Here is a 25,831-nt window from a genome sequence, read left to right as displayed (position 1 = left end):
GTGCGCCGCGCTATACCCCGCCGCTATATCGCCCGAAGCGCCTCCGAAACGTCAGCAAGCGCCTGGCGGGCGCCTTTCCAAATGCCCATCGAATTCACAAACGGGTGCACCAAGCTGCCGTAACGCTTAATGGTGGTCGGCACCCCTGCGGCCTGCAGTGCCGCGCCGTACGCTAGGCCCTCGTCGCGCAGCGGGTCGAAGCCCGCGACCGCCACATATGCCGGTGCCAACCCCGCCAAGCCCTCCCCGACGCCGCCCGGCGCACCGACACCGTCCGCGGCGAAAAGCGGCGACACCAGCGGATTCTCCCGCTCTGCTTTGTCCGGACAGTAGCGCGCGATGTACCAATCCATCTCGGCGGCCGTCAAGAAGAACCCTTCCGCGAACTCCTTGTGGCTCGGCGTATCCAACCGCGCCAAGTTCAACGCCGGTACGAACAACACCTGCAACGCTGGCTGAGCCGCCCCCTCCGCCCGCAGCTGCAGGCATGTCGCCGCCGCCAAGTTACCGCCCGCCGAATCTCCACCGACGGCCACGCGCGCGGGGTCAATGTCGGCGATGTTCCCAGCCATAAGGTGCTTGGTGACGTTGAGGGCGTCCGTGAGGCCCGCCGGGAAGGCGTGCTCTGGGGCGAGCCGGTAGTCGACGCTAACGACGGTGATGCCCGCGTGGCGACACAGGAAGCGGCACGTGTTGTCGTGGCTATCCAGCGAGCCGAGAACCCAGCCACCGCCATGCAGGTACACCAGGGCGCTTGATGGCGCGCTTGGCTCGGTACCGGTGGCAGGGGTATCGGCTGCAGAGGTACCGGTGGCAGGGGCTGCGCGGTAAATGCGCACGGGCACGCCTTCGATGTGGGTGGCCTCTACCGAGCCAACGGGGATACGTTCCCCGGCGGCAAGATACGCCTCGCGGTCTAACAGTTTGCGGCCTTCGGCGGCGGGCATCTCGGTGAAGTTCTCGCCCTCGACGATGCTCAGCAGCTTCAGCGACACGTTGACGTCGGGAGCAAGGGTATCGCCGTCAGAGTTCGTGACCGTGCCGAGGCGCTTAAGCAGCGGCTCAGGAAGGCTCGTCGCAAGCTGCGCGACCTTCGCTGTTGCTTGCGTGATGAGTGACTGCTTTGGCGGGACCGCGGAATGAGTGGCGCGCTGGCTGTGTGCGGAGTTTGGGCGAGGTGCGGGCTGGTTCATGTGATTAGGCAACCACAGCGTCGCCCCGGCGCGACCCGCTTTCCGCAAAAATCTCCGTGCCACAATTGCGGGCGATGATTAACTGCGCGCCCCGGCCCCTCTGCCCACTCGCCCCTCGGTCCGCAGCGCGGACGCGAACAGCACGACCGTCATGCCGGACAGCACCACAATTCCCAGTGCCACCCGAAGGTTCGCGGCGCTGGCCACTGCCCCAACGATTGGGCTGGATACCAAAAAGCCAACGCGCATCAGCCAACTGACAATCGTCAACCCGCCGCTATCGGAGATCGCAGGCAGCCGCGCCGCTACGGCAAACACCGACGGCACCAAGGTGCCGCAACCGAATCCTGACAACATGAACCCGGCCATCAACACCGGCGCCGCGCTGGCTGTCACCACCAGCACACTGCCCACGGCAATCAGCAGCCCGCCGACGCGCGCGACATTCGCCCGCCCGAACTTGTTAATCAGCGGGTCGCCGGTGAACCGCCCCACCGTTTGCGACCCGACAATCAGCGCGAATGTCATTCCCGCTGCCGACACATCGATTCCAGTGAGTTCCACCGCAGCGATACTCGCCCAGTTCGTTGCCACGTCCTCCACGACCACGGCGGCAATGGCGATGGCAGCAAGCGGTAGCAGCGCCATCAGCACTGGCCGCGACAGTAGCTTCCGGGTCGCCGGTGCGTCCGCCGTCGTTGCGCCATCGCCTGCGTCTGCCCCACCAACATCGGCGCCACCAACATCCGCGCCACTGACATCGGCGCCGTCTACCGCCGCCGCACCGACCTGCCAGCAGCCCAGCACCGAGACCAGCACAATCACCGTCCCCGCAACCACAATAAACCCACGGAACTCAGCCCCGGACAGCGCCACTGCAGTCGCCGCTGCCCCGGCCCCAGCCGCCCCGAGACTCCAGCAGGCATGCAGCGAGGACATAATTGACCGTCCGCGCCGTTGTTCCACCCGCACTCCGCACACGTTTTGCGACACATCGACGACGGCATCGAGCGCGCCGAACCCCAGCAGCACTGCCCCTAGTGCCCCTGCCCCGGCGGACACCCCACCGATCCATTGTCCGCCGGGTAGCCAGCCAACGACCCCCAGCAGCAGCGCCATCGCCGCGGTGCCCCAGCCGACGGCGCGCAGGGGCCCGAAGCGCTTGGCTGCCCATGCCGGTAGGGTTGCCGCGAGCAACGCCCCGAGGGGCATGCAGGCCACAACTAGACCGAATGTTGCTTCGTCAATAAGCCATTTTTGCACGAAGCTGGGGTACCACGGCGCGAGGACTCCGAGCAGCGCCCCGTTTGAGGCAAACATGAGTGCGACCCCGACAACGTTCCAGGTAGTGACGGTTTTTTGCGTGTTGACGTTAGGGGCCGGCGAAGTGGTCATATGCCCACTATGGCACGGCTATCGGGGCGGCGCTGGCGGGTTTTCGCGAAACAATTTTCCGCCCAACACTTGCAAATAGACAGAGCTGTCCATTACGGTGTGAATCAGGTCAAGAGCGCAAGCCGAAATCCCGGATGGCTTGCCGGCAACCCGCCTCGTGCAAGGGTGCCCCCGGGGAACGACGACCTGGCCTGCGGGTCATTTTCCGCAACGGCAAAGCACGGGCCAGTCTCAGGCTGCCCGCGCAAGTTCCCAAAACTTGCAATCACTCCCTGGGTGTGCGACTGCGCCGCCCAGGGAGTAGACAAAGAAAGAATTTGAGGGCGAAGCTATGCCAAAATACGACAACTCTGCAGCCAGCAACTGGTCTTTTGATACCCGCGCTATTCACGCCGGACAGGAATTGGATTCCGACAGCAACTCGCGGAACCAGCCAATCCACCTCACCACCGCGTTTGTTTTTGATTCCGCGGAGCATGCGGCGCAGCGTTTTTCATTGCAGGATCCAGGCCCGATTTATTCGCGCCTTACTAACCCAACGGTCGCTGCCCTCGAGGCGCGGCTGGCTTCCCTGGAAGTCGGCACCAACGCGGTGCTGTTGGCTTCCGGAATGGCCGCGGAAACTGCCGCGTTCCTCAACGTTGCGCAAGCTGGCGACCACATTGTGACCTCCCCGCGTCTATACGGCGGCACCGAAACCCTGCTGCAGCACACTCTTGCTCGCTACGGCATCACCGTCACGTTCGTTGACAACCCGGATGACCCGCAGTCCTGGCAGGATGCAGTTCAGCCGAACACTAAGGCGTTTTACGGAGAGACTTTTGCCAACCCCCAAGCCGACGTCCTGAATATTCCTGCAGTCGCTGAAGTTGCACATGCTCACCAGGTGCCGCTGATTATCGACAACACTATTGCCACCGCGGCGCTGGTCCGCCCACTCGAGCTCGGCGCGGACGTGGTGGTGGCGTCGCTGACTAAGCATTACTCCGGCAACGGCGCGGCGCTGGGCGGCGTGGTCGTCGACGGCGGCACGTTCGACTGGACCGTTGAGCGCGATGGCCAGTCAGTGTTCCCAGGTTTTACCGAACCCGACGCGGCCTACCACGGTCTGCGCTACGCGGAGCTGGGCAATCAGGCGTTTGGCCTGCGGATTCGTGCGGGTCTGCTGCGCGATACTGGCGCTGCCCCATCGCCGTTCAATGCGTGGGTGACGTTGCAGGGCCTGGACACGTTGAGCCTGCGGCTGAACCGTCACAATGAAAACGCTAATGCGGTGGCGAAGTTCCTGGCTGAGAACCCGCAGGTCACTCGCGTTAATCATGCGAGCTTGCCGTCCTCGCCGTGGTTCGAGACTGCGCAGCGCCTCGGCTACAAGTACACCGGTTCGGTGCTGTCCTTCGATATTGTTGGCGGCCGCGAGGAAGCGTGGGCGTTCATTGATGCGCTGAAGCTGCACTCGAACCTGGCCAACATCGGCGACGCGCGTTCCCTGGTTGTCCACCCGGCAACCACCACGCATTCGCAGTCGGATGAGGCTGGCCTTACCCGCGCAGGCATCAATCAGGCTACGATCCGACTATCCCTCGGCATCGAAGACATCGATGACATCATTGATGACCTGAAGCTTGGTTTCCAGGCTGTGGCACAACTTCATACTCCTGAGCACGTAGCGGTGTAACCGGCGACGTGCGCTGGGCGGTGGGCTTTCGGGCCTTCCGCCCTTTCCGTATTTTTGAGTGTAGAGATTTTTAAAGACTTTTGGGCTTTTCGACGAAAGGAACCGCTGTGCAACTCCTCCCCAGCCAAGGCGAGATTGGGTACATTCCTATCGGTAGCTTCACCACCGAAGCTGGTGCTGTCATCCCGGATGTCACCGTGGCGGTGCAGCGCTGGGGAAAACTCAACGACCAGCTGAACAATGTCGTTCTCGTCGAACACGCCCTGACCGGCGACACGAACGCTGCCGGCGACGGCGGCTGGTGGGCAGAGCTCATCGGTCCTGGTAAAGCGATTGACACGAACCGGTGGTGCGTGGTGTGCACGAATGTCATCGGTGGTTGTAAGGGCAGCACTGGTCCGTCGTCGCCACACCCTGAGGATGGCAAGCCGTGGGGTTCCCGGTTCCCGGCGCTGTCGATCCGCGACCTGGTAAACGTCGAAAAGCAATTGTTGGACGCCATCGACATTCACCACATTGCGGCGGTGATTGGTGGCAGCCTTGGGGGCGCGCGGACGATGGAGTGGACGCTGATGTATCCCGAGATGATTGACGCGGCGGTGATTGCTGCGGTCAGTGCGCGGGCCAGCGCGTGGCAGATTGGGATTCAGTCGGCGCAGATTCAGGCGATTGACCACGACCCGAATTGGCATGGCGGCGACTACTACGACAAGGGTGTCACTCCGGCGGCGGGCCTGTCGCTGGCGCGGCAGATTGCGCACCTGACCTACCGCGGCGAGCTGGAAGTCGATGACCGGTTTGGGGTGAAGCCGCAGGAGGGCGAGGACCCGTATGGGCCGTTCCACCGTCCGGACCAGCGTTTTCAGGTGGAAAGTTACCTGCAGTATCAGGGCGCGAAGTTGGTGGAGCGTTTTGATGCCGGCAGTTACGTCATTTTGACTGACACACTGAACCGCCACGATATTGGGCGCGGCCGCGGCGGCATGGTGGCGGCGTTGGAGTCGTCGACCATTCCGACGGTCGTGATTGGTGTGACCACCGACGTGCTGTACCCGCTGCACCAGCAGGAGCACCTCACCCGCCACTTGGGTGCGTGCCTGGGGCTAGAGGTTATCGATTCGCCGGTCGGCCATGATGGCTTTTTGACGGAAACCCGCCGGATGAGCGGCATTTTGCGGCGATTCATGTTCACGGTCGTGGGTATTCAGGAGCGGTCCACAAAGCATGCCCGAGCGCTGAGGGACTAATGGCTACTTCACTTCCTACGACTGTGCCCGCGACGCTGGTCCGCGGCGGAACCTCCCGCGCGGTATTCCTGCCGATGTCGGCACTGCCTGCTGACCAGGCCGCACGTGATGAACTCTGTTTGCGTTTGGTCGGTTCGCCAGACCCGCAGGCTGTTGATGGGCTCGGTGGCGGTTTCAGCTCCAATTCGAAGGTCATGTTCGTCGGCCCTGCAACGAGCGCAAGCAGCGCTGATGCGACCGGCGCGGCGACCGGCGCGGCGACCGGCGCGGCGACCGACGCGGCGACCGACGCGGCGACCGACGCGGCGACCGACGCGGACCTGGAAACGCTTTTCGCGCAGGTTTCCCCAACAGAGCCGGTGGTGGATTGGACCGGTAACTGCGGCAATATTTCCTCAGCGATTCTGCACTACGCCCGCCATGTCGGCATGTTCGATGGCACGTCGGCGACGGTATGGAATATCAACTCGCAGGCGCTGTTTGAGCTTGTCGTCGATGGCCCGGACGTCGACATGCGATTCCTGAAACCGGGCGGCGAAAAATGCGGCACCCTCTTCCCTGCCGGCCGGCGGTGCGAAGTCAACGGCGTGGAAGTTTCGCTGATTGACGTATCCAACCCGCTAGTCATTGCCAAAGCTGCGGATTTGGGTGTCGACCCAGCGCTGGGCATGGCGAAGCTGAATGAAGACGCTGAATTGATCGCGCGTTTGGAACGGCTGCGGGTGGCTGCTGGCGCACGAATGGGGCTCGCGCCGTCGAAGGTGATTCCGCGGATCGCGCTCCTCGCGGACGCAGATACGCACTTAGGCGCGGCAGGCAGCGTGACCACCCCAGCGGTGCGCGTGGTGATGACGTCAGTAGGCCGGGTGCATCATGCGATGCCAGGCACAGCCATTTTGGCGCTGGCTGGTGCGGCGGCGCTCGGCGGCACCATCGTTGATGATTTCATTGAAACGACGGCTGGCAACGCTCAGTCCGCGGCCGGTGCGCCAACGACAATTACGTTGCAGCACTTCAAGGGCGAGGTCGCAGCTTCCGCGCTTGTGACCAAGGACGCTCTAGAGTGGGCGGCGTTCCCGCGCACCGCCCGAGTGCTGCTCCACGGCGAAGCGTATGTCGGCTAGGGCCAGCTAGCTGCCGAGGGCGTCGACGCTCAGTGCCAGCGCGACCATCAGGCCGCCAATGATGGCGCTGAATGCGGAGTCAAAGCGCCGGGAGCGGACGGATAATACGCCGAGGATTTCGTCGCTAAGCACCCACCGCAGTGCCGCAAGTAGCAGCATGCCGGAACCCAACGCGAAGGAGCCGCGGCGCCATCGTTCCAGGTAGAGCATAATAACGGCGGCGGCGAAGCAGGCCAGCACCATGCTGAGCAGCGCCCATTGCACCCAGTGTGGCCAGCGGGCACCCAGTGGCGTTGTGCCAGTGGAGTGCGGGTTGGCCAGCGGGTGTGGGACTTGGCTGAGATCTGCTCGGGACATGCAGGGGAACTACTTCGCGGCGAGGCGCTCGGCGCGCTCCACCACATTCGACATGAGGAAGGCGCGGGTCAGCGGGCCAACACCGCCTGGGTTCGGCGAGACATAACCAGCTTTATCCCACACGTCCGGCGCAACGTCGCCCATCAGCTTGCCGTCCTTGCGGGACACACCCACGTCCAAAATCGCGGCGCCGTCCTTGACCATGTCGGCGGTCAGCATGTGCGGCACACCTGCGGCCGCCACAATGACGTCGGCTTCGCGGGTTTCGGCAGCTAGGTCCTTGGTGCCGGTGTGGCACAGGGTGACGGTGGAGTTTTCGCTGCGGCGGGTGAGCATCAAACCGATTGGGCGGCCAACGGTCACGCCGCGGCCAATAACCACAACCTTCGCGCCGTTGAGTTCGACACCGAAGCGGCGCAGCAGGTGGATGGAGCCATTCGGGGTGCAAGGCAGTGGCGCTGGCTCGTTCAGCACCAGTTTGCCCAGGTTGACTGGGTGCAGGCCGTCGGCGTCCTTGTCTGGGTCAATCAGGCCGAGGATGCGGTTTTCATCGAGGTGCTTGGGCAATGGCAGCTGCACAATGTACCCGGTGCATGCGTCGTCATTGTTCAGCTTTTCAATTTCCGCTTCCAGTGCTTCCTGGGTGATGTCGGCTGGCAGGTCGACGCGGATGGAGTTGATGCCAATTTGCTCGCAGTCGCGGTGCTTCATCTTCACGTAAGAGTGGCTCGCTGGGTCGTCGCCGACCAGCACGGTCGCCAGCCCTGGTGTGACGCCTTGTTCCTTCAGCTTCGCCACGCGCTGGGCAAGGTCAGCGACGATTTCGTCGCGGTACATGTTTCCATCAAGTTTGGTAGCAGCCATAGGCACCAGTATTCCACGCCGTGGGCTTATTGACGATTACGGGTGCCCAGCGTGGACAATATTGATTGCCGCGATGCTGCTGTCCGCCAGCGGCACTTCTACTCCATCAACATCGAGCAGCTGCATTCCGTTGTACGGGGCGTCGCGCAACGTGATTTCGGTACCCGGGCGCACCCCGTGTCCTGCCAGGTAGCGCAACAGTTCTGGGTCGGTGTCGTCGATGCGCTCGATGGTGGCGCACTCCCCTGGTTTCAGGTGCGACAGGTCGCAGGGGCTGATGCGGTCGAGGCGGCCGTCGGCATCGGGGATCGGGTCGCCGTGTGGGTCGCGGGTAGGCCGGCCAAGTAGCGCATCGATTCGGGCGATGAACTCATCGGTGACGGCGTGCTCTAGTCGGTCAGCTTCGTCGTGGATTTCGTCCCAGCCGTAGCCGAGTTTTTCCACCAGGAAGGTTTCAATGAGGCGGTGGCGCCGAATCAGGGTGACGGCGAGTTTGTTGCCCGCGGCAGTCAGCGTCACCCCGCCGTAAGGTTCGTGGTGCACCAGTTCCAGCTTGACGAGCCGTTTAATCGCTTCCGATGCGGTTGATGGTTTTTGGCCGAGTCGTTTTGCGATGGCACCGTGGGTGGCAGGTTCATTGTCCTGTTCCATGGCAGCCCAAATCGTTTTCAGGTAGTCCTGTGACTTTTCGGGCAGTTCATCTAGGTGCATGCCCCATAGTTTAGGCCACGGCGCGGCGCAGTTGGCCGAGCAGGTAAAACGCTCCGGCGCTCAGGCCGATAACGCCGCCCGGTGCGAGCTGGAACCAGTCCGCCAGCAGCAGTCCCACTACCCCGATGGCTGCGCCTGCCACTGCGGTGCCAACTAGGAGTTGTCCGACGGTCCGGACGGTGCCGTGCAGCGCGGCGGCGGGCGCAGCAATGAGTGCGATCGGCAGGATGGTGCCCATCGCGGGAATCAGCACCACGACAGTCAGGCTGACGAGGGCCAGCACCAATCCGTCAATAAGCCCAGTGCGGAGTCCACTGGCGGCCGCGGCTTGGCGGTCAAACGCCAGGAAAATGATTGGCCTATGCCAAAGAGCAAGTGTGGCAAGACAAATGGCAAGGGTGATGGCGACTGCGGCGACGTCGACGGGGCGGACGGTGAGGACGGAACCGGCGAGGAATGACTCAATACGCAGCGGCAGAGGCTGGAACCATTTGTTGAGGAAGTAGCCGAGTGCGAACCCAAAGGTCAGGACGATGCCGGCGGCGGCTTGGCTGGATTGGCCTGGGATGGCGGCGATGGCGCGCATGAGCCACGCCAGCGGGATGCATGCCAGGAATGCGCCGAGGAATAAGCCGACGGACAGGAATTGGCGCTGGTCAGGAGGCAAAATAGCGGCGGCGAGGACCACGCCGATGATAGCTCCCGGGAACGTTCCGTGGGTCAGCGCTTCGGTGTAGAAGATGCGTTTGTGCAGCACAGCGATGGTGCCGACCAGGCCTGCGAGTGCCCCGCCGAGGAGGACTTCTAGGAAAGGTAGGTGCATGATGGCCCACCAGTCAGCGTTAAACATTGGCCGGTTCCTTCCGTACCTGTGGGCTTGGCGACGAATTGGTGGCGACTCGCGAAAGGATAGTGCGCACAATCAGGGCAAGGAGGTACATGGCGAGCATCCCGAATGTCACTGCAGCCTGCGGCGATATTGGGCGGGGCGAGTCGATAAGCATGGTGGCCATCCCAAGGAAGCCGCCGATAATGGTCGCGGCAGTGGCGATGGTGGCCATGGCGCGTGGGGTGCGGGCGATGAGCCGCGCGGTGGCGCCAGGGACAACGAGAAAGCCGACGGCGAGCAACACACCGATGGCGGCGGAAGCGGCGACAATCACCGCGGCGATGGCGAGGTTAAGTGTGAGGTTGACCAGCAGCGGGTTGACGCCTTGCAGACGCGCGGTGATGGGGTCGAAAGAGTAGGCGATGTGCATGTGCCAGGTCACAGCGATAAGCAGCAGCGCGAACAGGCAGATGCTGGCGGATTCGATGAGGCGGGCATCAGAGAATTCGAGGAGGCGGCCGAACATGAGCGCCTCTAGCTGGCCGGATTTGTCGCCTTTACGCAGGGAAAGCACCACGCCGAGAGAATAGAAACTGGTGAGCACCACTGCGGTGGCGGCTTCTGGCAGGCGGGCGTAGCGCTGTGCCAGTGCGGTCAGGGCGAGGGCGGTCACTGCTGCGGCGATACCACCGCCGAGGGTAATGCCGCCGAGACCTGCGGTGATGACACCGATGACGATGCCGGGGAATACGGAATGGACCATCGCTTCGGCGCTAAATTCGGCGTGGCGGAGGTTGACGATGGTGCCAACGGGACCGGCGACAATGCCGAGCATCAGGACGAGGAGGAAGGGGCGCAGCAGGTACGGCGTCTGCGTGATGGTGACGACGCTATCCCACATGTGTCATTCCGAATGTGACGGCGAGGTTTTCGTCAGTAAGCGTCGATTCGATGGGGCCGCAAGCGATTTGACGGCCGGCGAACAGGGCAACATTGTCGCAGGTTTCGCGTGCTAAACGAAGGTCATGGGTGACAACGATGACGCCGATGCCGTCGGCTTTGATGCTGTGGATGATGCCGAGGAGTGCGTTGCGGTTTGGTTCGTCGAGGCCGTTGAATGGTTCGTCGAGCAGGACCAGAGCAGGCTGCGCCACGATTGCGCGGGCGAGCAGGATGCGTTGCCGTTGACCACCGGACAGCTGGCCGAAGGGGAGCTCAGCTGTGTGACGCATGCCTACTCTGTCCAAGGCGGCTGCGACTCGGGTTCGAGCTCCGGGCCGCAGCGCACCGAACCACCGGGATTGCGCATGCAGGCCTTGTTCAACAACTTGACGGACCACGATTGGGAAGGACAAGTCGAGGTCCGACTGTTGCGGAACGTAGCCGATGGCACCAGGTGGAACATATGTCCTCCGAGCCAAGCGGTTGACTCCGAGGAAGTCTAAAGAGCCGGCCTGAACCTCCGCGCTACCGGTGAGGGCGCGCAGAAAGGTTGTTTTGCCGGAGCCGTTGGGACCGACGAGCGCGAGGGCTTCGCCGGGGTGCAGGCTGAAAGTGACGCCGGAAACGACATGCTTTGCGCCGTAGCCAAGGGTGGCATTATCGGCAGTGACCAGAGGTGTTGCTGATTCGGTTGCCGGTGCAGCGGCTGGTGCTGTTGCGGTGGCTTCGCGTCGCGCTCGTTTGGCGCCTTGGTGTGCGGCGGCACGGGTGAGAGCGATCCAGTTGCGGGCTCGCATCACGGAGCTGGGCTTGTGCATCAGCATGTCATTCCTTCTATTTCTTGGCGGCGGTTTTGTGCCGCTAGCTATTTCTTGGCGCTGGCCAATTCGGCTGGCTGTTCTGCCGTTCTGCCGTCCCACGCATCGACCAAGGTGGTGACGTTGTGCACAATGGAGCCGATGTAGGTCTGCCCTGCCGAACCATCTGGTCCGAGGGAGTCGCCATAAAGGGCGTCATCGCCGATGATCGCGCGGACCCCAGCAGCGCGAGCGACAGCTTGGATGGACTTGGAGTCATTGGAGTTCTCCGCGAATAGTGCGCGGGCCCCGGATTCCTTGACTTCCTTGGCTGCTTGCTGGATGTGGTCGGAGGTGGCGTCTTGCTGTTGGTTGAAGTCAGTCAGCGCCGAGCCGATGAACTTGATGTTGTAGTCGCGGGAGAGGTAGCCGAAGGCGTCGTGCGAGGTGAACAGCACGCGGTTTGCCCGTGGTACCGAGTTCAGGGAGTCGGCGGTCCACTTGTCTAGTGCGTCAAGCGCTTTGACGTACTCCCCTACCTTTTTGTCGAACTCCTCTTTGTGCTTTGGTGCGGCATTACCGAGCGCGTCACCGATGTTTTCCACCTGGACTTTGGCTTGCTTCGGGCTGGTCCAAGCGTGTGGGTCGAGGTCGAATTCGGCTTCTTCGCCCGCTTCAGGGGCGAATGGCCAAGGCGCGTAATCAACTTTCTTGGCACCTAGGTCGATGGTGTAGTTCTTGCCGTCTTGTTTGCCGGCGTTCTTGCCGTCGACGTCGGCGGCGGTGAGCACACCAGTGGTGACAACCATGTTGCCCTTAAACCCGGAGGATTCAACAGCGCTGTCGAGGAAGTGCTCAAGGTCGAGCCCGTTTACCAGCATGAGGTCAGCTTTGGACAGCGCATCCATCTGCTTCGGCGTCATTTCATGGTCGTGCGCGGAGGCGTTCGGCGCCAGCAGACAGGTCAGGTCGATGGTGTCTTGGCCATCAGCGATTTGTTTGACGTAGTCACAGATTTGGGTGGTTGTCGCGACGACTTTCACGCCGTCTTTGTTTTTGCTGTCACCGTCGGCGCCACTGCAGCCAGTAAGTACCAGCGCTAGGCCGAGTGTGACTGCGCCAAGTCCCAGGGGTGCAGTGTGCCGATTGCGGGTCATTGTTTTCCGCATCATCCTTTTCTCCAGAGTTCCTTCAAAGTAGAACACTATTGTTCATACTCTTGAACTTTAACAAGCAAGGTTAGCCTAACCCTTTTTCCAAAAGATTGCACTTATTCATGCCTACCTGGCATTTTGTAGTTACCCCAGCAGCACGAAAGCCAAATCAAGCACCACCCGGAACAGACGGAAGCTTCGAAGGGGCCTTAAATCAACCTTTTGCTGCCAATTTTGCACATATTGTGCGGGATTGATGTCAAAACACTACTCTGGAAGCATGCTGCTCTCCCTTTCCATCCAAAACTTTCGCTCATTCGGCGACGAAACGACTCTTGATCTGCAACGGCGCAGTTTCAAGACACAACGACCGCGTGAGGGCGAAACTTGGACGGAAAATACTTGGCGACGTGCCGCAATTTTCGGAGCTAATGCCGCTGGCAAATCGAATGTGCTTCGCGCACTTAGCCAACTGAATTTGTCGGTGAAAAACTCGCTGACAGATGAGAGATTTGTCCGACGCCTTCGAGATCCGCATCTGCTTCGCACGGACCGCCCGACATCGTTTGAACTGGAGTATGTCAATATCGATGTGCGATATCGCTGGGGTGTCACTGTCGACAAGCAAGGTGTGGTCGAGGAGTATTTGGAGGCCAATCCAAAGTCACGGTGGCGCCTCATCTTCGAGCGCGACCGAGACACAGTCGTCTTCGGCCCAGGATCAGGACTGTCGCACGCCGCGAAGGAGAACATCGAACAATTCATGCGGCCGTGGGCTCTGGTGCTATCTGCATGGGGAACCGTCAAAACCCCAGGAAAAAACGCTGGCGCTCTCCACTGGTGGACAAAACTCCTTCCGCTAATCGTCACCGACAGCGCTGACCAAGATAACCGCCACCAATGGCTTGTTGACCTTGCAAAGAAGGATCCCAGCTGGTTAAACGTTTTGCGAATGGTGGTTTCGGTTGCTGACGTTGGGATTGATGACATTGGGATTGAGGAAAAAGCGCCAGAAGCCATCAAGAGTTTGAATCTGATCATTCAGCCCGACGGCAAAGCCGAGATATCCCAAGAGGTCGAGGCCGACCTCATCATCGAGTATCTCCATTACATCCTCTTCGTACACAAGAGCGGCGATCGCGAGTTTTCGCTGCCTGAAGAGCAGGAATCGCAGGGCACTAGAACCTGGATGGACCTAGCTGTGCCAGCTATTTTCGCACTCGCAGTTGGTGGCGTGATGTCAGTAGACGAAATCGATGGTTCCCTTCACCCGATGTTGGTTCGCGAACTGGTCTCTTACTTCGACACCCCAGATCTCAACCCGCATGGCGCCCAGCTGCTATTCACTACCCACGATCTCACTCTTTTAGGGCGCCACCCTGTTGAGAGCTTGCACCGCGGTGAGGTCTGGTTTGTGGATAAGGATGAGTCATTCTCTGAGCTTGTGGCACTCGATGAGTTCCCAGTTCGCGAAGTCCACAACATCGAAAAGCGATACATGCAAGGCGTCTATGGGGCTGTGCCAGTGGCAAACCAACGAGAGTTGCTCGCCACTGTAAATGTGCTACGCGCCAAGTATCTTGGAGACCAAGCGCAAAACTAGCGAGAGGGGCTGGGGTGGCAAAGCGCGAACGTGGAAACAGAAGACGGGGGCAAGCACGAGCAAGGCAGGAAAAGTCCCCTGTATTGCTCGTGGTTCAAGGCAAAGTCACCGAGACTGAATATTTTCAGCGACTTCGCGAAACCTACCGAATTCGACATTTGAGCGTGGTGTCCCAACCTCACCCACCGAACAAGATCGTCGACAAAGCGAAGAACCAGATTTTACGCGATAAGAACGCACCATTTTCGGCAGCATTCTTCGTAGTCGATGTGGATGACTACCCTCGCACCCAATTCCACCAAGGTTTCCGCGACGCACAGACACTTGCGGCGCAGAAGCAGCAAGCTGCCTTCGTGGTCTCCAATGAGTGTTTCGAAGTGTGGCTGTTGGCTCACTATGAGGACATCCGCGATCGAAGTGTTCCCCGAGGCACATTGACTCAAAAGCTAGTGCGGTTCCAGGCAGTTGATACCGTCCGGAATAAGCATCTCTCTGACTCCTTCCCTATCCGCGAACATCAAAAAGCAGCAAGCAGCTGCGACCATTTAGCGTTCAACAAAATGGGTTCCTCCAGTAAGACTGCGATACCCAAACTGATTGATTTTCTCCTTAGAAAGCAGTGACCTCACCGCTAGTGAACGGCAAGTTGGACGAGGTATCGGAGTTGCGACTGTCATAATGGTCGCATGTACACGGTTCAAGACGTCTTCGATGCAATCCGCGAGTTGCCTACTGTTTCTGAGCAAGGCACTGCGTTTGAAAAGTTGATGGTCAACTATTTCCAGCTGCACCCCGTTTTACGCACCGAGTACGACTATGTCGCACGGTTTTCTGACTGGAATATCGCCAAGCCAGGCTCCAACCAGAGCTTAAAAGACCTGGGCATTGACCTAGTTGCTCGTCGGCGCGAGGACCAGACATGGACGGCAATTCAATGCAAGTTCTATAGCCCGAGTCGCCGCTTATCGAAAGAAGACATCAACTCCTTCTTCACGGAATCTGGCCGCCAGTTCTACAACGAAGACGGCGAACTGGAGTCTTTCACCAACCGCATCATTATTGCCACTACAGACAACTGGTCGGATAATGCCCGCGATACTTTGAAGAAGCAGACCGTACCAGTTCAGACTTTTGGTCTTCCGGACATCGCTGATGCTCCGCTGGACTGGGACATTGTGTACCCGAATTCTGAGTCCCGCCAGCAACTCGAGTTCCAGCTGCATCCGCGTAAACACTTCGAGCCACGCCCACATCAGCGCACTGCTATCGACAAGGCTCTGGTTGGCTTCGCAACACATGACCGCGGCAAACTTGTCATGGCCTGCGGTACCGGCAAGACCTTCACGTCGCTGAAGCTTGCCGAAGAGTACACCGAAAAGCACAGCGCTACGCCTGGCCGCTCCCGAATCCTGTTCTGCGTTCCGTCCATTAGCTTGCTCTCACAGACGCTGCGCGAATGGTCAGCGAATTCCAAGCTGGATTTGATGCCAATTGCAGTGTGCTCGGACAAGAAGGTTTCCAAGCAGACCGAAGATATTCAGTCCTATGAGCTGGAAATCCCTGTCTCTACCGACCCCGCGACCATCGCGGAAAAGCTCAGCCAGAGGAAGCGCGCCGAAGGAATGAAGGTGGTCTTCTCCACCTATCAGTCCCTCGAGGCCATCCACCAGGCACAAAAGCTCGGCGCTGAGCCTTTCGACCTCATCATTTGCGATGAAGCGCACCGCACCACCGGCGTCACCATGCCGGGCGATGATCATTCTGCGTTCGTCGCTATCCACGACGCTAATTACATCCGCGGCGGCAAACGTCTCTATATGACCGCTACCCCACGTTTGTACGACGACAAGACCAAAGATAGGGCAGCGGACCGCTCCGCCGAGGTCGCGTCGATGGATGATGAAGCTATCTTCGGCCCGGAGTTCCACCGCCTCGGCTTCGGCGAAGCAGTCGACAAGGGACTGCTTACCGACTACAAAGTCCTCGTTCTGACTGTCGACGAGTCCGTTGCCGCCGAAGCTCTGCAGCGCTCGGTCGCCACTGTCGACAACGAACTGAACCTGGACACTGCCTCTCGTCTGATTGGTGCTTGGAATGCGATGGCGAAGCGTTCGGGTTCTTTTCAAGACAAGAAGGACGGATTCGAATCGGCCGACGCTCCGATGGAGCGGGTGGTCGCTTTCGCCAGGGACATTGCTTCCTCCAAGCAGGTTGCGGAGCAGTTCCCCGCGCTGATCAATGCGCACACTGAACTGATGGCGGAGCGTTCCGCTATGTCGCCGCACATTGATCTACACAATGCAGACCTCAAAGTGGCGGTTGAACATGTCGACGGCACCATGAATGCGCAGAATCGTGGCGAGAAGCTCACGTGGCTCAAAGCTCCAGTGCCGGATATGGAAACCCGCGTCCTTTCTAATGCCCGCTGCCTATCTGAGGGCGTGGATGTCCCAGCTCTTGACGCTGTCCTGTTCCTCAACCCGCGCAATTCAGTAGTTGATGTTGTACAGTCCGTTGGCCGCGTGATGCGTAAATCCGATGGCAAGGACTACGGCTACATCATTTTGCCAGTCGGCGTACCTGCTGGTGTCTCCCCAAGTGCAGCGCTTGCCGACAACAAGCGATTCCATGTGGTGTGGCAGGTGCTCAACGCACTGCGCGCTCACGATGATCGTTTTAATGCGATGGTCAACTCCGCGCAGCTCAATGCCCTGGCGAAGGATAGAGATCCTTCTTTGAGTGAGCCCCCCCCCCCGCGGGCAGCTTGGCCCTTCGCGGATCCAGTCTTCCGCCTCGTCGCCGCTCGGCGACAGAATTCAACTGGATACGATTCAAAGAATTGACACGGTCGCAGGCACATCTGAAGGCTTACCGCTAGAATTCGGCCAGCTCGCGCTCTTTGCCCTCGAGGAGTGGCAGGAGGCAATGTACGTCCGCATTGTCGACAAGGTCGGCACACGCACGTATTGGGAAGATTGGGCGGATGACGTCGCAGGCATCGCCGAACGCCAAATCACCCGCATCAAGGCATTGCTTGCCGACGCTGACGAAAACCTCACCACCGAGTTCGACGCTTTCGTTGACGGGCTGCGTGGCAACCTGAATGCCGCCATCTCTGATGACGACGCTATCGCGATGCTTTCGCAGCACTTGATTACTGCACCAGTATTCAATGCTCTCTTCGACAATTACGACTTCATCACACACAACCCAGTCGCTCAGGTCATGCAACGCATGGTTGATGTCTTGTCTGACTCGAACCTGGAATCCGAAACTGAACAGCTGGAGACATTCTATCAGTCAGTCCGTGTCCGCGCATCCGAAGTGACCAGCGCCTCTGGTAAGCAACAGGTCATTAAGGAACTCTACGAGCGCTTCTTCCGTAAGGCTTTTAAGAAGCAGGCGGAGTCTCTGGGTATTGTCTACACCCCAGTTGAGATTGTTGACTTCATTTTGCGCGCGGCGGATGAGGTGTCCCGGATGCATTTCGGCAAGGGGCTTAGCGACGAAGGGGTTTGCATCCTCGACCCATTCGCTGGCACGTCCACCTTCACCGTGCGACTGCTGCAATCCGGACTGATTAAGCCAGAAGATCTGGCGCGTAAGTATGCGTCGGAGCTGTTCGCGACTGAAATCATGTTGTTGGCGTATTACGTCTCTGCGGTGAATATTGAAACGACGTATAACGCGCTGCGTGCAGAGGCCGCTCAGCGCAATGACGAAGACGCTCCTGAGTATGAGACTTTCACTGGTATTGCGCTGGCGGACACTTTCCAGATTCATGAGGAAGGTGACATTCCTGATTTGGAGATCTTTCAGTCCAACAACGCTGCAATTGACCGCCAAATGGCAGCACCAATCAATGTGGTAATCGGCAATCCACCATACTCCGTTGGTCAAACAAGTGCGAATGATCTGAATGCGAACCTCAAGTATCCAAGCTTGGACGCTCGGATTGCCGAGACTTACGCTGGTAGGTCCACAGCAACGAACAAAAACTCGCTCTACGACTCTTACTTGCGTGCTTTCCGCTGGGCAACTGACCGTATTGGCGACCAAGGTGTTGTTGCGTTCGTTTCGAATGGTGGCTGGTTGGACGCCAATACCGGTGACGGTGTGCGTCTTTCGGTGGCGGAAGATTTCACCGACTTTTATGTCTTCAACCTGCGCGGTAACGCACGCACCGCCGGAGAACAGCGACGGAAAGAAGCCGGTAACGTTTTCCGCGATGGTGGTCGAACCACAATTGCAGTCATGATCGGTATCAAAGACTTATCGAGCTCCGAGTTCAAGCTTCATTACAGGGACATCGGCGATTACCTCACTGCCGAAGAAAAGCTCAAAATTGTCAACCAAAGCACCATCGAGAACACCGATTGGACCGAAATCACCCCGAACACCCACGGTGACTGGTTAAGCCAACGAGACGATGCGTTCGCAACTTGGCCAGTCATTGGCAACAAGAAAACGAGCGATCTGAAGTTCTTCAAAACGTTTTCTGCCGGCCTTAAAACGGGAAGGGATGCCTGGGCATATGCTCCTAGCCCTAAAGCAGTCCTCCGAAAAGTTGAAAAGCTCACGCACACCTATAATTCAGCTACGAACGAACTACAAGCATGGCTAGTTGATAAGGGCATCACGCATCCCAAAGAAGCCGACGTAACTATTTTCCTTCGAGACACACCAGCATTTGCTGACAACAAGACGATTTCTTGGAATCGGACTCTTAAGAACCTCTCCGCAAGGAATCGAAAGATCTCTCCGCACAAAGATAGAATTTTCGAGTCTTTGTATCGGCCATTTACAAAAGCCTCTGGATACTTTGATTCTTCGCTGAATGATATGACCTACCAGTTGCCTCGAATGTTTCCGACTCCAGAACATTCAAACATTGGTTTCGTTTGCGTAGGAACAGGAGAATCTGTTGAGACTGCAGTACTTGGTACGACCTTGCTTCCTGATCTCCATGTCATCGCAACATCACAGTTCTTCCCGCGTTTCACATGGGAGAAGGCGGACGCTGACGAGGGTGAGCTTTTCGGTGCGGTAGTCGTCGACAAGCAAAACGCTGAAACCAGTGTTCACGGTGAGATTGGTGAAGTGCTGGATGGGTATGTCCGTGTAGATAACATCACCCCGGAGATCAAGGCACTGTACCGAGAGGCATTGGGACAGGACATTAGTGGCGACGATATTTTCCACTTTGTCTACGGAAAACTGCATGATCCAGAGTACCGGACGAAATATGCCGCGGACTTGAAGAAGATGCTGCCGCATATTGAAACGCCAGAGACTCGCGCTGAGTTCGATAAGTTCGCGAAGGCTGGTGCCGAACTGATGGCGCTTCATGTCGGATACGAAGACGTCGAGCCGTGGCCGTTGGACCTGGATTGGAAGCCGACAGCAGACTTGGATGACCGGGAAACCTGGCGAGTCACCAAGATGAAGTGGGCGAAGAAGAAGGACCCTAAGACCGGCAAGAACGTCAATGATGTGACGACGCTGATCTACAACCCGAAGCTGACAATTCGTGGGATTCCAGCCGAAGCCGACCAGTACATGCTGGGCTCGCGGTCTGCCGTTGCGTGGCTGATTGACCGCTACCAGGTCAAGCGCGATAAGGCGTCGGGAATTGTCAACGACCCGAATGACTGGGCAGACGAAGTGGGCAACCCGAAGTACATTGTCGAGCTGATCGGCAAGGTCACGCGTGTGGCGATGGAGACTGTACGAATTGTGGAAGGGCTGGGAGTGAACGAAAGCCCGATTGAGGAAGAGCAACTCGGCTAAATTGAGAATGCACATCAATTAAGGAGCGTGACGGGTGTTCAACTGGTTTAAGCGACGCGACAAGCGCGATGCACATGACGGCAACGCTAGCGATGAGCCACAGTGGGAATCGCTAGAGGTATCCGCCGGCGAGCGCACCTTGGCGCTTACCGGAAAGAAGGTCGAGGCCGTCAGGGCTTACCGAATCCGTACCGGCGCCGGCCTGTTGAATGCCAAGCTAGCGATCGACGATGCGCTCGAGGAATCTCAAGGCAACTAAGCCAGCTTCAGCGCCGCCGCTGCCCTAAACCCAGCCCAGAATCCGCGGCGCCATCTCCCGCATCTCAATTTTGCGGACCTTACCGGAGGCCGTCATCGGGAACTCCTCCACCACATGCACATAACGCGGAATCTTGTGACGCGATAGCTTGCCATGCGCAAACGCAGCCACATCCTCAGCGGTCAGCTTTGCTGCGCCGTCATGCAGCATCACCCAGGCCATGATTTCCTCGCCGTACTTGTCATCCGGCACCCCGATGACCTGCGCATCCACCACATCTGGGTGTGTGAACAAAAACTCTTCAATCTCACGCGGGTAAATATTCTCCCCGCCACGGATCAGCATGTCCTTGATGCGGCCGGTAATCGACAGGTAGCCATCGTCATCAAGCACTCCCAGGTCGCCGGTATGCATCCAACCATCCGCATCAATCGCCTCGGCCGTCTTCTCTGGGTGCTGCCAGTACTCCTGCATAATGTTGTAGCCGCGCACCACGACCTCGCCCTGCTCACCGCGCGGCAAGGTTTCATTGTCCCGGCCAACGATGCGGGCCTCAATGTGTGGATGAATCTGCCCCACCGTCGACACGCGCTTATCCAGTGGCGAATCGGCGCGCGACTGGAATGCCACCGGGGAGGTCTCCGTCATGCCGTAGCAAATGGCGACCTCCTTCATATTCATGTTGTCCATCACTTCGCGCATCGTCTTCGTTGGGCAGGATGTGCCGCCCATCACCCCGGTGCGCAGCATCGACAGGTCATATGGTGCGCCGTATTCCTCGTGGTCGTGCGCCTCTTCCAGCTCATTAATGAACATGGTTGGCACGCCATACAAGCTGGTGACCTTCGCGGAATGCACCGCCATCAGCGTCTCCCGGGCCTTGAACGTCGGCCCGGCGATAACTACCGCAGCACCATGCGTCAGCGCCGCAATAATGCCGACGCCCATGCCGAAGGTGTGGAAAAACGGCACCGGGATACAGACACGATCCTTCTCCGTGTAACCAAGCAGCTCACCGGTGAAAAAGCCGTTATTCAGGATGTTGAAGTGCGTCAGCGTCGCGCCCTTCGGGAAACCTGTGGTGCCCGAGGTGAACTGGATATTAATCGGGTTGTGCGGGGAGACCGTGCCGGTGATGTCGGACAGGTCTGCAATGTCACCGGAAATCGCCTCATCCCACTGCTCAGAGCCGAAGTACACCACGTCGCGGAGGATAATGCCGCGCTGTTTGCGTGCTTCATTCAGCATGGTGCGGTAGTCGGAATCCTTGTAGCGCCGCGCCGCCACCACCAAGCTGACGCCGGCTTTTTCCAGGACGTAGTTCAGTTCCCGCTGCCGATACGCCGGGTTAATGTTCACCAGCACTAGGCCCAAATGGTGGCAGGCATACTGCACCACCGGCCACTCCCATCGGTTCGTGGACCAGATGCCCACCCGGTCGCCCTTCTGCAGGCCCTGGCGAACAAAGTAGCTAGCTAGGCGCAACATACGGTTGTAAAACTGCTGGTAGGTCAGTGTGACGTCGGCGTAGACGTCCACGATGGCGTCCCTGGATGGGTGCTTTTCGACGATATTGCGCAGGTTCGCACCCAGAGTTTCTTCCCGCAATGGCGCCGCGCCATCAGCTTCGCTCAGCCCAATGACGTGGCTGAGCTTATTACCGTGCTCATCGACAACGTCGCGGCCAAATGGCGCGGGGATGGTCGGCAATGTGGTTGTCGCAGAAGTAGTTTTTGCTGTTTTTGCGGAGGCGTCGGTGGCCAGGCTGGTGGTCATGGAAAGGTTCCTCCCAATGGTGGCAGATAGTCTTGCTGACAAAACCATAATGTGATGCGGGGCACATTTACGGCGGTTTGGGCAATCATGGGTAGATAAATGGGATACACCCCCATCTGGGAAAACGCCTGCTACCCCACTGGCCGCCGGTAGGGTCAAACACATGGCAGACACCGCACACAGCAAGCGATTTGGCAACGGCAACTTCCGAGAACTTGGGCCCGTCAACTGGGCCATCACGAAAATCGGCGCGAAAAAACAAGGCCGCCGCACCCTCGGGGTCTTCGCCACGTTGGGCCGCAGCGGACATGTCTTCCGCAGCTGGCTCATCTACGGCGCCGCTCACATGCCCTTCGGGCCGCTCGGCCGCCGCGACACCGAGCTAGTTATCTGCCGCGTCGCTTTCCTGCGGGACTCCGCCTATGAACTCGACCACCATCGCGGCCTTGCCGCCAAAGCGGGCCTGTCCGAGAAAACCATCGCGGCAGTGCTGAGCGCAGAGCACGGTCAACAAGGTCGCCAGGCAGCGCTACTTGATGCCACGGATGAGCTTGTGAAAACTCAGTCACTCACCGACGCGACGTACAACGCGCTACTCGCGGTCTGCACACCAAAAGAGATCACGGCACTCGTTATGCTGGTCACCCACTATGACGGGCTTGCGACGACGCTGGATGTGCTGGGCACTCCCGTCGATAAGCGCCGTTAGGACGCCACCCACTGCCCCAACCGGTTCGCTCCCCGCATCACCCGGACGTACAACCACGGGGCGAGAAGCTGCGCAGTCCGCGCCACATTAACTTCCGCGGAGGTGGTCAATAGGAAGCGGCCACGGCGAATCTGCTTCACAATCTTGTCCGCAACGTCCTCCGGGCTGCGGCCATGCTTCTGGAACATTGCCGTCGCCTTCTGCGCTCGCGGCGTGGACCGGTCCACCCCATGGATATCGACACCCCGCACCAACGGAGTATCCACCGCGCCCGGCGCGAGCACATGCACATCAATCTTGTAGCGCCGCAGGTCAAACCGCAGCACCTCGCACAGCCCAATCACACCAGCCTTCGACGCCGAATAGGCCGCATGCCACGGCAAACCAATAATTCCCGCAGCCGAGGACGTGCACATAATGCGGGCGGGTTGGTTGGCCTCAGTCATCGACGGCAGGAAAGCAGTGACCACGTTGACGGTGCCCATCAGGTTCACATCAATTACGCTGCGCCACTTCTCAATTGGCAGCGCTACCGGGTCACCCCAAATGGAAATACCCGCAATGTGGAATAGCTCCGATGGCGCGCCATGCTCCGACACCGTAACCTGCGCCCACGCCTCCACCGCGTCATGGTCGGTGATGTCGACGGCTGTGGTGTGCACATTCGGGCCAAGGTAACTGGCAACCTGCTCCAGCCCCGCCGCGTCACGGTCCGCGAGCACCAAAGTGCGGCCAGTATCGGCCAGCCGCTCCGCCAACGCGCGACCAATACCCGACGCCGCACCCGTAATCACCGTCGGACCAGAACCAATCCGAATATCGCGATCCGGTTTCCTGCCAAAGAATCTACCCATACAGAAAACCTAACCGTTGCAGCACATGAATGAAACCAGATCATAATTTTGCGACAGAAAGTACCATGACGGCATGGACACACTGGATCTCGTCATCGTCGGCGCTGGACTTTCCGGAATCAACCTCGCCCACCATGTAGCGGAAAACTTCCCATCGTGGCGCTGGCAGATCCTAGAAGGACGCGATGACCTCGGCGGAACCTGGCACACGTTCCGCTACCCCGGCATCCGCTCCGACTCCGACATGGCAACCTTCGCCTTCCCCTTCCGCGACTGGACCGGCACCAGCACCCTCGGCGACGGCGCGGACATCAAGGAATACCTGCGCGCCACCGCCGAAGCCGACGGGACGTTAGAACACCTGCGAACCAACAGTTATGTGGAGAACATTGACTGGGATAGCAACGCGCGGGTGTGGCGACTGACGGTGCGCGGCGGGGAAGCCGCGGACGGTACTGCCGGCGACGAGCAAGAGGTCCTCACGGCCCGGCGCGTGCACCTGGCCACCGGCTACTACGACCACGACCGCGGCTTTCGCCCGTCTTTCCCAAACGAAGCGGACTTCCGCGGCGACATCATCCACCCACAACAATGGCCGGAAGACTACGACGCGACCGGTAAAAACATTGTGGTCATCGGATCCGGCGCCACCGCCGTCACGCTCATCCCGGCACTTGCCGACGATGGCGCACATGTGACCATGCTGCAGCGCTCGCCAACGTGGATTGCGCCGCTGTCGGAAAAAGACCGCATCTCCGCGTTCTGGGGCACGGTGCTGCCTGGCAAGCTCGGCGGCCGATTGGCCCGGCGCGCTGCCCGCACCACCCACGCGGTGCGCGACGAAATGCAGTACCTATTGTCGCAGCACGCCCCGTGGGCCACGCGCCTTTTCCTGCGTGCGCTGCAGCGCCGCCACCTTCCGGCCGATGTCATCGACCAGCACTTCACACCGGATTACCGGCCGTGGGACCAGCGTGTGTGTAAAGCCCCCGACGGCGACATTTTCGATGCGATTGCTGACGGCCGTGCGGACGTAGTCACCGACACCATCACCCGGTTTGTGCCCGACGGCATTGAGCTCAGCAGCGGCCGCATCTTGCCCGCCGACACCATTGTCACCGCCACCGGACTAGAACTGTTGGCCTTCGGCGGCGCCACCATCAGCGTCGACGGCGAACCGCTGAACATTCCGGAGTTACTCACCTACCGCGGCGCGCTATTCGCAGGCCTGCCGAACCTGTCCTTTACTATCGGCTACCTCAACGCCTCCTGGACGCTGCGCTCCGATCTCGTCGCCCGCTACCTCGTTGACCTGTGGCAACGCGGCCACAAGTTCTACGCGCCAATTGAGCCTGCCGGGCAAACCTACGGCCCGCTGATGGAGTTCGACTCCGGGTACATCCGCCGCGGCCAACACCGCCTGCCCCGCCAGGGCGACACCGGCCCGTGGCGCTATCACCAGAATTATTTGACCGAATGGGCACAGTTCACCGGCCGCGACGCTTACGAAGACATGGCATTCGGTGAGGCGGCGCTGGTAAACGTCAATAAGCCCAAACCTGCCGCACACCCGCTGACCAGCAGCGGAACGCACACCCCCACTGACCTGAGCGCATTGCCGGAGACCATGCGAATCGATGTTGGCGGGTGCAGCGTGCGGGTGCGGATGAGCCAGCCCGGGCGGACCGATGCGCCGACGGTGGTGCTGGTGCATGGCATTGGGCGGTCGCTGGAAGACTTCGACGACCAGGTGGCGCTGTGGGGTCACCGCGCACGGCTCATCGCCATCGACCTGCCCGGATTCGGCCTCAGCGACCCCGCGACCACCCGCAAAATCCCCGAAATGGCGCGCCACCTATGGGCCACCGTGGATGCGATGATTGCCGAAGGGCTTATTGACGGAAACCAGCCGATTCACCTGCTCGGTAACTCGCTCGGCGGGGCGACAACCATCGAAATGACGGCGCAGCAACCTGCGCGGGTCGCTAGCCTCGGGCTGATTGCGCCGGCGGGGTTCGGCGAGCGGGCAAATCCACTGCTGCGGGTGCTGGCACTGCCGAGGATCGGGAAAATGGCGGTGGCGCTGTCGCCGCTGCCGGTGGTGTACCGACCAATTGAGCATCTGATTTTGCGGCGGCGCGGGTCGGTGACGAAGCATCGAGTGCAGGTGGCTCGGGAGATGGCGCGGCATCCGGCACGGTCGGAAACCTACTATCAGCTAGTCCGGAACCTGGGTACGTGGGGCGGGATTTCAGAAGAGTGGCGCGAAGCGGTGCAGCGCCGATTCGCCGAGGCGATGCGGAAGCGTGGGGCCGGTGCTGGTGCGGGTGCTGGCACTGGGGCCTTGCCGATTTTCCTGTGCTGGGGGCGCTACGACAAGATTCTGCCAATTGCGGACTTCCAGGTGGCAGTTGCGGCGATGCAACCTGATGCTGCTGTCGTGTTTGAGGACTGCGGGCATATGCCGCAGTTGGAAGACCCAGAGCAGCTGGCAGCACAATATCAGGAGTTTTTGACGAAGGTTGTTGGCATCAAGGTGTAACTGGCCG

Annotated in this window: 19 protein-coding genes, 1 pseudogene and 1 riboswitch; of the genes and pseudogenes, 9 read left to right on the top strand and 11 right to left on the bottom strand. The window is 59.7% G+C overall.

Features of this window, described 5'->3' with window-relative positions; genetic code table 11:
- Positions 1-23: 23 nt before the first annotated feature.
- On the bottom strand, positions 24-1,193 hold the full coding sequence (locus tag A3EC_RS0101570) for an alpha/beta hydrolase (RefSeq protein WP_018023402.1): 1,170 nt from the start codon (positions 1,191-1,193) through the stop codon (positions 24-26).
- Between the two features lie 78 nt (positions 1,194-1,271).
- The gene (locus tag A3EC_RS10970; RefSeq protein ID WP_018023401.1) at positions 1,272-2,588 is read right to left on the bottom strand and encodes an MFS transporter; all 1,317 of its coding nucleotides are present in this window, start codon (positions 2,586-2,588) and stop codon (positions 1,272-1,274) included.
- A gap of 107 nt (positions 2,589-2,695) precedes the next feature.
- Positions 2,696-2,815: riboswitch (SAM riboswitch) on the top strand.
- 104 nt (positions 2,816-2,919) lie between these two features.
- Between A3EC_RS10970 and A3EC_RS0101560 the strand changes: the two genes are divergently transcribed.
- The 3 genes from A3EC_RS0101560 to A3EC_RS0101550 all read left to right on the top strand — a co-directional run bounded on the left by A3EC_RS0101560 (position 2,920) and on the right by A3EC_RS0101550 (position 6,637).
- Complete coding sequence (locus A3EC_RS0101560; protein WP_018023400.1) at positions 2,920-4,266, top strand: O-acetylhomoserine/O-acetylserine sulfhydrylase; 1,347 nt, start codon at positions 2,920-2,922, stop codon at positions 4,264-4,266.
- A gap of 107 nt (positions 4,267-4,373) precedes the next feature.
- Complete coding sequence (metX, locus tag A3EC_RS0101555) at positions 4,374-5,513, top strand: homoserine O-acetyltransferase MetX (RefSeq protein ID WP_018023399.1); 1,140 nt, start codon at positions 4,374-4,376, stop codon at positions 5,511-5,513.
- On the top strand, positions 5,513-6,637 hold the full coding sequence (locus A3EC_RS0101550; protein ID WP_018023398.1) for a PrpF domain-containing protein: 1,125 nt from the start codon (positions 5,513-5,515) through the stop codon (positions 6,635-6,637). Before metX ends, A3EC_RS0101550 begins: the two co-directional genes overlap by 1 nt.
- Before the next feature lie 6 nt (positions 6,638-6,643).
- On the opposite strand, the gene A3EC_RS0101545 is transcribed toward A3EC_RS0101550, so the two are convergent.
- From A3EC_RS0101545 to A3EC_RS0101515, 7 genes are read right to left on the bottom strand one after another with little or no spacing between them, the layout of a single operon-like run.
- Positions 6,644-6,994, bottom strand: coding sequence for a DUF3017 domain-containing protein (locus A3EC_RS0101545; RefSeq protein WP_018023397.1), 351 nt, complete (start codon positions 6,992-6,994; stop codon positions 6,644-6,646).
- Positions 6,995-7,003: 9 nt separating this feature from the next.
- Positions 7,004-7,858 carry a bifunctional methylenetetrahydrofolate dehydrogenase/methenyltetrahydrofolate cyclohydrolase gene (locus tag A3EC_RS0101540; RefSeq protein WP_018023396.1) on the bottom strand — a complete coding sequence of 285 codons (855 nt, stop codon included), beginning with the start codon at positions 7,856-7,858 and terminating at the stop codon, positions 7,004-7,006.
- 36 nt (positions 7,859-7,894) lie between these two features.
- Positions 7,895-8,569, bottom strand: a complete 675-nt coding sequence (locus tag A3EC_RS0101535) for a metal-dependent transcriptional regulator (protein WP_018023395.1) — start codon at positions 8,567-8,569, stop codon at positions 7,895-7,897.
- 10 nt (positions 8,570-8,579) lie between these two features.
- A complete protein-coding gene (locus tag A3EC_RS0101530) occupies positions 8,580-9,419 on the bottom strand; it encodes a metal ABC transporter permease (protein ID WP_018023394.1) in 840 nt (279 codons plus the stop codon).
- Positions 9,412-10,299, bottom strand: a complete 888-nt coding sequence (locus tag A3EC_RS0101525) for a metal ABC transporter permease (protein WP_018023393.1) — start codon at positions 10,297-10,299, stop codon at positions 9,412-9,414. The genes A3EC_RS0101530 and A3EC_RS0101525 overlap by 8 nt, the downstream gene beginning before the upstream one ends.
- On the bottom strand, positions 10,289-11,164 hold the full coding sequence (locus A3EC_RS10965; protein WP_018023392.1) for a metal ABC transporter ATP-binding protein: 876 nt from the start codon (positions 11,162-11,164) through the stop codon (positions 10,289-10,291). Before A3EC_RS10965 ends, A3EC_RS0101525 begins: the two co-directional genes overlap by 11 nt.
- Before the next feature lie 41 nt (positions 11,165-11,205).
- Positions 11,206-12,294 (bottom strand): metal ABC transporter substrate-binding protein, encoded by a 1,089-nt coding sequence (locus tag A3EC_RS0101515; RefSeq protein ID WP_245532912.1) that lies wholly within the window; start codon positions 12,292-12,294, stop codon positions 11,206-11,208.
- Between the two features lie 253 nt (positions 12,295-12,547).
- Between A3EC_RS0101515 and A3EC_RS0101510 the strand changes: the two genes are divergently transcribed.
- The 4 genes and pseudogenes from A3EC_RS0101510 (at position 12,548) to A3EC_RS10950 (ending at position 19,943) form a co-directional block, all read left to right on the top strand.
- Positions 12,548-13,894, top strand: coding sequence for an AAA family ATPase (locus A3EC_RS0101510; RefSeq protein ID WP_342661857.1), 1,347 nt, complete (start codon positions 12,548-12,550; stop codon positions 13,892-13,894).
- A 14-nt stretch (positions 13,895-13,908) separates the two neighbouring features.
- On the top strand, positions 13,909-14,517 hold the full coding sequence (locus A3EC_RS0101505; protein WP_342661856.1) for an RloB family protein: 609 nt from the start codon (positions 13,909-13,911) through the stop codon (positions 14,515-14,517).
- Between the two features lie 63 nt (positions 14,518-14,580).
- Positions 14,581-19,684: pseudogene (locus A3EC_RS13145) on the top strand (DEAD/DEAH box helicase).
- A 34-nt stretch (positions 19,685-19,718) separates the two neighbouring features.
- Positions 19,719-19,943, top strand: coding sequence for a hypothetical protein (locus A3EC_RS10950; protein ID WP_018023388.1), 225 nt, complete (start codon positions 19,719-19,721; stop codon positions 19,941-19,943).
- 24 nt (positions 19,944-19,967) lie between these two features.
- Here the strand turns inward: A3EC_RS10950 and A3EC_RS0101490 are convergent, their stop codons facing one another.
- Entirely contained in the window at positions 19,968-21,719 is a 1,752-nt protein-coding gene (locus A3EC_RS0101490; protein WP_018023387.1) for an AMP-binding protein, read from the bottom strand.
- Positions 21,720-21,882: 163 nt separating this feature from the next.
- On the opposite strand from A3EC_RS0101490, the gene A3EC_RS10945 reads away from it, so the two are divergent.
- A complete protein-coding gene (locus A3EC_RS10945; protein ID WP_018023386.1) occupies positions 21,883-22,428 on the top strand; it encodes a carboxymuconolactone decarboxylase family protein in 546 nt (181 codons plus the stop codon).
- On the opposite strand, the gene A3EC_RS0101480 is transcribed toward A3EC_RS10945, so the two are convergent.
- A complete protein-coding gene (locus A3EC_RS0101480) occupies positions 22,425-23,282 on the bottom strand; it encodes an SDR family oxidoreductase (protein WP_051060965.1) in 858 nt (285 codons plus the stop codon). The genes A3EC_RS10945 and A3EC_RS0101480 overlap by 4 nt on opposite strands.
- Before the next feature lie 73 nt (positions 23,283-23,355).
- Here A3EC_RS0101480 and A3EC_RS12310 point away from each other — a divergent pair, with 73 nt between their 5' ends.
- Positions 23,356-25,824, top strand: a complete 2,469-nt coding sequence (locus A3EC_RS12310; protein ID WP_018023384.1) for an alpha/beta fold hydrolase — start codon at positions 23,356-23,358, stop codon at positions 25,822-25,824.
- The last annotated feature ends 7 nt before the right edge of the window (positions 25,825-25,831 follow it).

The organism is Corynebacterium ulceribovis DSM 45146 (assembly GCF_000372445.1).
Taxonomy (GTDB): domain Bacteria; phylum Actinomycetota; class Actinomycetes; order Mycobacteriales; family Mycobacteriaceae; genus Corynebacterium; species Corynebacterium ulceribovis.
The sequence above is the reverse complement of the archived record's forward strand: the minus strand, read 5'-3'. Positions and strand labels throughout refer to the sequence as shown.